This window comes from Acidovorax sp. (assembly GCF_046339755.1).
Taxonomy (GTDB): Bacteria; Pseudomonadota; Gammaproteobacteria; order Burkholderiales; family Burkholderiaceae_C; genus Acidovorax.
On sequence record NZ_JBKDTZ010000152.1, the window covers coordinates 1 to 8,420 of the forward strand.

Here is an 8,420-nt window from a genome sequence, read left to right on the forward strand (position 1 = left end):
TTTTCACGGTCGTAGTCGGACGAAGTTTCTTCGACCTGGGCCTTGATCTGCTTGACGCGGGCTTGAATGCCTTCGGCTTCGCCGGCACCGTCGATGATGGTGGTGTTTTCCTTGGAGACCTGGATTTTCTTGGCGCGGCCGAGATCCTTGATGGTGGCCTTGTCGATACCGCGCTTGAGGTCCATCGGGTTGATGCCGGCGGCCACGTACTTGAAGCCTTCGCGCACGATGGCCTGGGCCAGCACGGTCGCGGTGGTGGTGCCGTCACCAGCGTTGTCGCTGGTCTTGGAGGCCACTTCCTTCACGAGCTGGGCGCCCATGTTCTGCAGCTTGTCCTTGAGTTCGATTTCCTTGGCCACGGACACACCGTCCTTGGTCACGGTAGGGGCGCCGAACGAGCGCTCCAGCACCACATTGCGGCCCTTGGGGCCCAGGGTCACCTTGACCGCATTGGCCAGGATGTTCACGCCTTCAACCATGCGTGCGCGGGCTTCGCCGCCGAAAACTACGTCTTTTGCTGCCATTTGGAGCTCCTGAAAATTAACTGAATCAATAACGACTGTCTTGGGGGAGAGGGGAAAGCGTAGCGAGCAGGTGCCAGGCTAGGCGCACGGAGCACAGCAACCGGAACGTACTTCCTGTACGTGAGGATTGCGAGCACCGCGCAACGACGCATGGCGCCTGCGCAGTAGCTTTACTTCTCCACCACGGCGAACAGGTCGTCTTCCTTCATGACCAGCAGCTCGTCACCCTTGATCTTGACGGTCTGGCCCGAATACTTGCCGAACAGAACGCGGTCACCGACCTTCACGTTCAGGGCGATCAGCTCGCCCTTGTCGTTCTTCTTGCCGGGGCCGACGGCCAGCACTTCACCTTGATCGGGCTTTTCAGCGGCGTTGTCGGGGATCACGATGCCGGAGGCGGTCGTGGTTTCGCTTTCGATACGCTTGACGATCACGCGATCGTGCAGGGGGCGAAGGTTCATTGCATTGCTCCTGGTTCAAAAATTACCGACAGTACGCAGCGCCTGGAAAGGCCAGGCGCCACCAAACTACATCCAGCAAGGAGTGTTAGCACTCCATTGCGGTGAGTGCTAATGATACGGGCATTTGTTGCCGTTTCAAGACATGGGGATGATTGGAAGGTGTCAAACACGCATCCATTTGTGGGATTGCGCCCCAGGACTGTCCTTCGTCCTTGGCATTCTTGGGGCCTATCCACTTCTGGTTCTATATGTAACTAATTGTTTTTTTGGTGCGTCCGGTCGCGTCTTCCTCGCACTGTGCAAGCCAGCGGCGCACCGCGCTGTCCAACGGGTCCGGATCCTTGCAGACCCGATCAACGCCCAGCTTCTGCCCTCGGATCACCTGTCTATGGCCCATGGCAATCCTGCCTCACCCCCTCGGGGTGGGGTGCAGGCGGTCAAACCTGGATACCTTGCGCTGTCTTGACGTTCATCACCGCCCTGCCGTGCACCGCGCGCAGGCGGTCCCTCGGTGCGCGGTCCGCAGCGGCCTGCCGATGTCTGCGGCACGGGCCTTGCGCCGGCTGCGGCGAGGCGCCGAACGTCCAGTCCGTCCTGTCTTTTTTATTCTTGTTGAGGAAACCGATGAAACAACCGATGATGAAGCGCAAGTCTTTGCGCACGATGGCAGCCCTGGGCGCGGCCGCACTGTGCGGTGCCTTTGCCATGGCCTCCGCGCACGCGGTGCAGCCAGCCATCTCGCTGGGCTATGACCATGCGCTGGTGCTGCGCGCCGATGGCACCGTCTGGTCCTGGGGCTACGGCAGCGGGGGCCAACTGGGCTTGGGCAACACCACCACGCGCACCTCGCCCACGCAGATCCCCACCTTGCAGAACGTGGTGCAGGTCGTGGCGCGGGGCAGCTTTTCCCTCGCGCTGAAGGCCGACGGCACGGTCTGGGCCTGGGGCGACAACTCGGGCGGGCGCACCGGCGGAAGCGGCACCATCGTGCCCGTGCAGATCAACGGCCTGTCCAACATCGTGAGCATCAACGCCGGCACCAACACCGCTGCGGCGTTCGCCACCGATGCCTCCGGCCAGGTGTACGCCTGGGGCAGCAACAGCGCTGCGCAACTGGGCACCGGGCAGACCAGCCCGGGCGGTAACCCCGTGCCGCGCCTGGTGCCCGGTGCCGAGGGCGCCGTTGCAGTGAGCGCGTCCGACGCGGCCGTGCTCTCGCTGCGCCAGGATGGCAAGGTGGTCGCCTGGGGCTCCAATGCCAACAAGGCCCTGGCTCCGGTGGCTGGCACCGCCACCGCGCCGGTGGTGATCGATGCCCTGAGCGGCGTGCAGGCCGTTGCATCCACCTCCATCAACATTGCAGGCCAGTACTACGCCCTCAAGAGCGACGGCACCGTTGTCGTCTGGGGCCAGGCCTCGACCAACGCCCCCTTCTGCGGCCAGAAAGGCCAACCCATTGCGTCGGGTTACGCGCTGATCGACATCTCCCTCATCCAGGGCCTGACGCGCATCCAGCAGATCGAGCCCGGCGAAGGCCACACCCTGTTCGTGGATGCCGACGGAGCTGTGCACGCCTGCGGCGTCAACGCCGCGGGGCAACTGGGCGACGGCACCCTGGTGAATCCTTCCAGCGAGGCGCCCAAGATCGCCCGCGTGGCGGGCCTGCCGCCCGTGGTGGCTGCGGCCGCCGGCTCGGCGGTTTCCGCAGCGATCGGCACGGACGGCAGCGTCTGGGTCTGGGGCAAGACCACCAACCTGGTCCCGGGCGGGGATGCCAAGGCCACCGCCCCTGTGCGCGTCATGGGCGCCAATGGCGCCGCTTTCAATGCAGGCCGGGTGGGAGACGCCGCCGGCACCTTCAGCGGAACCCAGACTGGACCGCTGTCCAACGTGACACTGGACGCGGCGGCCGCCATATCGCCCCTGCACAGGGGCAAGACGGGCCGCGTGTACGTGGCTGCGTTTGCAGGCTCCGCCGTGGTGTTCCTGGGACCCAACGGCTGGGAACCGTACACGGGAGGGGCCTTCCCGGCCTACCTGGGCGGCGCACTGCCGCGCTCGGTACCGGTGCGCATGGCCTCGGGTCTGAACCTCAGCGGCCTGGAGGGCGTGAACCTCGTGGTGGGCTACGGCGTTGGCGACGACACGGCAGCGGTTGCGGAGATGGTGCGCGCCGGGCGCTTCCAGGTCGTGCACACGCTGCACTGATCCACGGCTGCCGCTTTCTTCAGCACGGCGTTGCCAGCCGCGCCAGCGCTGGGTCCGGCCCCACTCTCCAGGACTTTTCCACAGCCTCATCCACACAGGCTGTGGACTGAGGCAAGGGCTGGCACCTTCTCAGAAGCTGTAGCGAGCCGAGGCGTAGAGGTTGCGCTCCTGCCCAGGCGTGAGGTAGCTGGCCAGGTGCAGGTGGCTGGATACGAAGTAGGTCTTGTCGAACACGTTGCGCAGGGCCAGTTGCAGTTCCAGCTGGCGCCCGCCGTCGAGCGGCATGCGCCAGGTGTGCGACAGGTCCAGGCGCGCATAGCCCGGCAGCACCGTGGTGTTGTAGATGTCGGCATAGCGCGCGCCCTGGGCGTACAGGCCTGCGCCGGTGGCGTGCTCGGCGTTCCAGCGGTACTGGCCCCACAGGCTCAGGGCGTGGCGTGCCACGTTGGGGATGGTCTTGCCTGGGTACTCGGTGTTGTTGGTGAACTTGGCTTGCGTGTAGGCGTAGGCGACCTGCACCCGCACAGCGCGCGTGAGGTCGCCGCCGAGGCTCGCCTCCAGGCCCTGGGAGCGGCCGCTGCCGGCCAGGGTCTTGTCGAACATGCTGGGTGTGGAGAGATCGCCCGAGAGCAGGTTGGTCTGCTCCAGCCGGTACACGGCCAGGTCGGATTGCAGGCGGCCGCCGTTCCACAGCGACTTCCAGCCCGCCTCGTATTGCCGGCTCTTGCGCGAGGGCAGCGACTGGCCCGATGCAGACGAGGCCTGGTTGGGCGCGATGCCGGTGCCGTAGCTGGCGTAGACCGAATCCGCGCCCGACAGCTTGCGCAGCACGGCCAGTTTGGGCGAGGTGTTGCTCTCTTGTACGCCGCGCGTGCCTGCAGGCCCGTAGAGGAAATCCTGCCGCGTGTGGCGCAGCCCGGCCACGATGCTCCAGTCGCCCCATTCGATGCGGTCTTGCAGCGACAGGGCCGTGCTGGCCAGGTCCTGCGTGGTGGTGGCGAAGGCAAAGCTGGCCGGCCGGGTGGTCAGTCCGTAGACGGGGTTGAAAACGTTGATGTTGGGGTTGTTGGCACTGGCCACGCCGGCCGAAGGCTGGTCCAGCGTCTCGGTGTAGCGGTCCAGCCCTGCGAACAGGTGGTGGCGCGTGGCGCCCCAGGTGTGCTCATGGGTCAGGCTGGTGGCCAGGGCGTTGATGCGGCGCTGCGTGTCCGGCTCGTAGGCCAGCCGGCGCGCGAAGGTGCCCAGGGGCGCACCTGCCACGGCAGCGCCCACCGACTGGCGCACGGAGGTGCTGTTGCCGCGCAGGTGCGTGTAGTCCAATGCCAGGCGGGTGTTCGGCGCGATGGCCACATCGCCATGCAGGTCGACCAGGGTGTTGCGTGTGGTGGAGTTCGCCCAGGGCTCGCCGAGTTGCCGGTCCATCGGCACGGCCGCGGGGCGGCCGTTCACGCCGGGCAGGCCGTAGTCGGGCTGGTAGGCCTGGTCCGTGGCCTCTACGCCCAGGCGCAGGTGGTAGCGCTCGCCATCGCTCTTGGAAATACCGAGTTTGGCCCCGTCCAGCCGGTCCGGTACATGGCGCCATTCGCTGGCGGTGGAGCGGGTCACGATGAGCCGCGCAGCGAGCTCCTGTTCGGCCGAGAGCACGCGGTTGATGTCCACCGTGGCATCGAGCGCGTTGTGCGCGCCGCCGCCCAGGCTGGCCGAGCCGAAGTTGGCCAGCTCCGGCTGTCGCGTCACGATGTTGACGCTGCCGCCCGGCTCGCTGCGCAGACCCAGGGCCGCGCCGGGCCCGCGCAGCACGTCCACGCTCTCGGTGAAGGCGGGCACGAAGGCGTAGTTGGACAGGCGCACGCCATCGCGCAGCACGCGGCTCGATCCGGTGCCGCTGTCGGCCACGGCACCGCGCAGCACGAAGAACTGGCTGTGGCTGCCGTTGAAGCCCGAGTCGGCCTGCGCGCCGGGCACATTGCGCAGCGCCTCCTGCAGCGTGGTGACCGACTGGGCACGCATCAGCTCGGCCGGCACGGTGGAGACGGAGGCGGGCACTTCCAGCAGCGGTGCTGCGGTGCCCGTGGCCAGGCTGGCGGCACGCTGCTGCGCATCACGCGTGGGGGACGCGGTGACGGTGACGGGGGGCAAGGAAGCATCTTGCGCCGTGGCTTGCGATGTCGCCAGCAGGGCGACCATTGCATGCACGGCGTGCGCCGTGGCGCGAAGGGTGGAGGACATGGCCATGGCGTTCAGTGCTTGTGTTCGCCGTGGGCCACCGGTGCCGCCGTCGCGTTGAGCGGGCGCACGGGCGCCTGCACCTGCACCGATTCGCGCTTGCCGTCCTTGCCCTCGAAGACCAGGGTGATCGGCACGGTGTCGCCGGCCTTCACCTGCTGCGTGAGGTTCATCAGCATCACGTGGTAGCCGCCAGGCTTGAGCTCCACGGGCTTGCCCGCGGGCAGGTCCACACCGGGCACCTGGCGCATGCGCATCACGTTGTCCTGCATGGCCATCTCGTGCACCTCGACGGCCGGGGTGAGGGGTGAGCTGGCCGAGACCAGGCGCGTGTCCCGCGCGGCTCGGAGCTGCATGAAGGCGCCGGTGGCCTGCTGCTGGGGCACGGTGGCGCGCACCCAGGCGTCCTTGATGGTGACCTGGGCCTGGGATGCCGATGCCAGTGCGGCGAGAACGAGGGCGAGGGCGGCGGAGCGGGGAATGGAATGCATGGAGATCTCCTGGATGCGATGGGTGTGGGTTCAGGCGGATTGCTGCAGCAGCTGGCGCAGATCGTCGGCGCAGTCCTTGGCGCTCTGCTCGTGGCGCAGCACGAGGCGCGGCTTGCCTTCGGGATCGAAAACATAGCTGAAGGCCGAGTGGTCCATGGTGTAGGAGGCACCGGTGGGCACCTTCTTGTAGTAGACCTTGAATTCCTTGGCCGTGGCCTCGGTCTGCGCGGCGTCGCCGTGCAGGCCGATGAAGCTGGCGTCGAAGGCCTGGGTGTAGGACGCCAGCACGGCAGGCGTGTCGCGCTCGGGATCGATGGTGATGAACAGCACCTGCAGGCGCTGGCCATCTGCGCCCAGCAGTTGGCGTATCTCCGTGGCGCGGGTCAGGGCCGTGGGGCACACGTCGGGGCACTGGGTGAAGCCGAAGAACAGCATCACCGCCTTGCCGCGGAAGTCTGCCAGCGTGCGCACCTGGCCTTGGGCATCCCGCAAGGTGAAGCCGCGTGCGTACTCGGCGCCGGTGATGTCCATGCCCTTGTAGGCCACGGGAGCCTTCTTGCTCGCGGCGAGCGTAGCCGCCAGCAGCGGCGACAGGGCCAGGGCCAGCAGGCCGCGGCGCCGAGGTGAAGGGCGCGCCGCTGTAGCGGCCGGGCGCGGTGGGGACGATGGAATGCGCATGGCGAAGATCTGTTGGGGAAGCGGGTGGCGACCTGCCGTGGGGCAGGCGCGGCGCACACCAGCGCTGTGCGCCGGCGGCTCAAGGCGTGCGCACGCATGCCCGCAGCGGGCACGCGAAAGCACAGGGTCAGGCGAGGGTGGCCGGGGGCCCGCGGGCGGGCAGGGGGGCGCCGACGATGGCCGCCAGGGCGGCTGCCACGGTGGGCGTGAGCGCATGGGCCAGGGCCTCGTGGCGCTGTGCAGGCAGTTGCGCGGCAGGAGGCGGTGCGCTGGCGCCCAGGCACATGGCGCAGTCCAGGGTGTGGTGTCCCAGGTCGGTGGCGGCGCCGTCCTCGCCCACCACCAGTTTCACGGTGGACCCCGTAGTGCAGACCAGTTGCAGGGCCTGGGGGTGGACGATGGGCGATGCGATGGCCGCGCCCACGGTCAGCACGAACCACGCCAGAACCAGGCGGGCCAGCAGGGACGAGGTGCGCAGCGCGTGCATGGCGGCATTATCGCCGCAGCCCTGTGCGTCCGGTGAGGGGTGGGGCAATATGTCCCACCCCCAAGGTCAGGGCTGTGCAGCGCGGCCGCGTCCTGCGGCCAGCACCATCAGCACGGCGGCCAGCACCAAGGCGCCGCTCAGCAGGTACAGGCTGAGCGTGAAGCCGCCCGTCGCCGTCTTGATGGCGCCCACCGTCACAGGCGCCACCACGCCGGCCATGCCGCCCAGGGTGGTGATGAGCGCGATGCCCATGGCTGCGGCATTCTTGCTGAGCAGGCTGCCCGGCACGGCCCAGAGGATGGCGAAGGCGCTGGAGATGCCGACCGAGGCCAGCGACAGGCAGGCCACGGCCGCCACGGGGCTGTGCATGAACAGCGTGGTGAGCGAGAGCCCGGCGGCGCCGATGCAGGCCGTCACAGCGAAGTGCCAGCGCCGCTCCTGCCTGCGATCGGAATGTCCGGCGATGAGCAGCGTGGCCACGATGCCGGTGGCTGCGGGCACCACCGAATACAGCCCGATCTGCATCACCGACAGGCCCATGGACTGCAGCATGGTCGGCTGCCAGAACGACATGGCGTAGATGCCCAGGATCACCAGGAAGGAGATGAATCCCAGCAGCCACACCTGGCCGTTGCGCAGCGCGCTGCCGAAGCTGCTGCGCGCGCCGGCGCCGCTGGCCGCCTGGTCGCGCGCCAGGTCATCCTGCACCTGGCGCTTTTGCGTCGGGGTGAGCCAGCGGGCGGCCTCGGGGCCGTCGTCGAGCAGCCGGTAAGCCAGCACGGCCAGCAGCACGCAGGGCACACCCTCCACCAGGGAGAGCCACTGCCAGCCGTGCAGCGACCCCACGCCATCGAGCCAGGTCATGGTCGCGCCCGCCAGCGGGCCGGCCACGATGGGCGCCGCCCCATAGGCCATGAAGAACAGGGCCGTGACCTTGGCCCGGCGCTGCGACGGAAACCACAGCGTGAGGTAGAACAGCACACCCGGCGCAAAGCCCGCCTCGAACACCCCCACCAGAAAGCGCAGCACATAGAACTGCGCCGGCGTGGTCACCCACAGCGTGGCCGCCGAGGCCAGGCCCCACAGCCCCATGATGCGCAGCAGCGTGAGCTAAGAACCTGTTCAAGGTCTTTTTGAAGCCGCGCAAGTCCCTTTTCGGGATGGGATGCTAGGCGCGGTGCGCAGTTGATAGCCCCGCTATCAACAAGCGCCGCAACGCCGCAGACCGCCCGAAAAGGCACTTGCCCTTCGGGTTGGAGTGAAATCGGGCGATTGGACGCCCCGGCTGCTTGCATGGGCACGAGCCCATGCGGCGCATCCGAAGCATCCACTCATCCCGATTGCA

9 protein-coding genes are annotated in these 8,420 nt (G+C 67.8%); 1 reads left to right on the plus strand and 8 read right to left on the minus strand.

Annotated elements, in window-relative coordinates:
• From ACK59X_RS13010 to ACK59X_RS13020, 3 genes are all read right to left on the minus strand, one after another.
• The coding region (locus tag ACK59X_RS13010; RefSeq protein WP_409957744.1) for a TCP-1/cpn60 chaperonin family protein at positions 1-524 on the minus strand (524 nt) is incomplete at its 3' end.
• A 170-nt stretch (positions 525-694) separates the two neighbouring features.
• Positions 695-985: a co-chaperone GroES gene (locus ACK59X_RS13015; protein ID WP_007854024.1), complete on the minus strand. Its 291-nt coding sequence runs from the start codon at positions 983-985 to the stop codon at positions 695-697.
• A gap of 437 nt (positions 986-1,422) precedes the next feature.
• Positions 1,423-1,635, minus strand: coding sequence for a hypothetical protein (locus ACK59X_RS13020; RefSeq protein ID WP_409957745.1), 213 nt, complete (start codon positions 1,633-1,635; stop codon positions 1,423-1,425).
• Between ACK59X_RS13020 and ACK59X_RS13025 the strand changes: the two genes are divergently transcribed.
• Positions 1,625-3,193, plus strand: coding sequence for an RCC1 domain-containing protein (locus ACK59X_RS13025; RefSeq protein ID WP_409957746.1), 1,569 nt, complete (start codon positions 1,625-1,627; stop codon positions 3,191-3,193). The two genes, ACK59X_RS13020 and ACK59X_RS13025, sit on opposite strands and share 11 nt — an antisense overlap.
• 129 nt (positions 3,194-3,322) lie before the next feature.
• Here ACK59X_RS13025 and ACK59X_RS13030 read toward each other — a convergent pair whose 3' ends face one another.
• From ACK59X_RS13030 to ACK59X_RS13050, 5 genes are all read right to left on the minus strand, one after another.
• Positions 3,323-5,428: a TonB-dependent receptor gene (locus ACK59X_RS13030; protein ID WP_409957747.1), complete on the minus strand. Its 2,106-nt coding sequence runs from the start codon at positions 5,426-5,428 to the stop codon at positions 3,323-3,325.
• Positions 5,429-5,433: 5 nt separating this feature from the next.
• Positions 5,434-5,910, minus strand: a complete 477-nt coding sequence (locus ACK59X_RS13035) for a copper chaperone PCu(A)C (RefSeq protein WP_409957748.1) — start codon at positions 5,908-5,910, stop codon at positions 5,434-5,436.
• Positions 5,911-5,940: 30 nt separating this feature from the next.
• Positions 5,941-6,588 (minus strand): SCO family protein, encoded by a 648-nt coding sequence (locus ACK59X_RS13040; protein ID WP_409957749.1) that lies wholly within the window; start codon positions 6,586-6,588, stop codon positions 5,941-5,943.
• A 127-nt stretch (positions 6,589-6,715) separates the two neighbouring features.
• On the minus strand, positions 6,716-7,075 hold the full coding sequence (locus ACK59X_RS13045; RefSeq protein ID WP_409957750.1) for a hypothetical protein: 360 nt from the start codon (positions 7,073-7,075) through the stop codon (positions 6,716-6,718).
• Positions 7,076-7,141: 66 nt separating this feature from the next.
• Positions 7,142-8,167, minus strand: coding sequence for an MFS transporter (locus ACK59X_RS13050; RefSeq protein ID WP_409957751.1), 1,026 nt, complete (start codon positions 8,165-8,167; stop codon positions 7,142-7,144).
• Between the last annotated feature and the right edge of the window lie 253 nt (positions 8,168-8,420).

Bases quoted from the DNA above. Each gene is read 5' to 3' on its own strand.
- ACK59X_RS13030 (WP_409957747.1), bottom strand. From the start codon at position 5,428: ATGGCCATGTCCTCCACCCTTCGCGCCACGGCGCACGCCGTGCATGCA.
- ACK59X_RS13025 (WP_409957746.1), top strand. From the start codon at position 1,625: ATGAAGCGCAAGTCTTTGCGCACGATGGCAGCCCTGGGCGCGGCCGCA.
- ACK59X_RS13045 (WP_409957750.1), bottom strand. From the start codon at position 7,075: ATGCACGCGCTGCGCACCTCGTCCCTGCTGGCCCGCCTGGTTCTGGCG.
- ACK59X_RS13050 (WP_409957751.1), bottom strand. From the start codon at position 8,167: ATGGGGCTGTGGGGCCTGGCCTCGGCGGCCACGCTGTGGGTGACCACG.
- ACK59X_RS13015 (WP_007854024.1), bottom strand. From the start codon at position 985: ATGAACCTTCGCCCCCTGCACGATCGCGTGATCGTCAAGCGTATCGAA.
- ACK59X_RS13035 (WP_409957748.1), bottom strand. From the start codon at position 5,910: ATGCATTCCATTCCCCGCTCCGCCGCCCTCGCCCTCGTTCTCGCCGCA.
- ACK59X_RS13040 (WP_409957749.1), bottom strand. From the start codon at position 6,588: ATGCGCATTCCATCGTCCCCACCGCGCCCGGCCGCTACAGCGGCGCGC.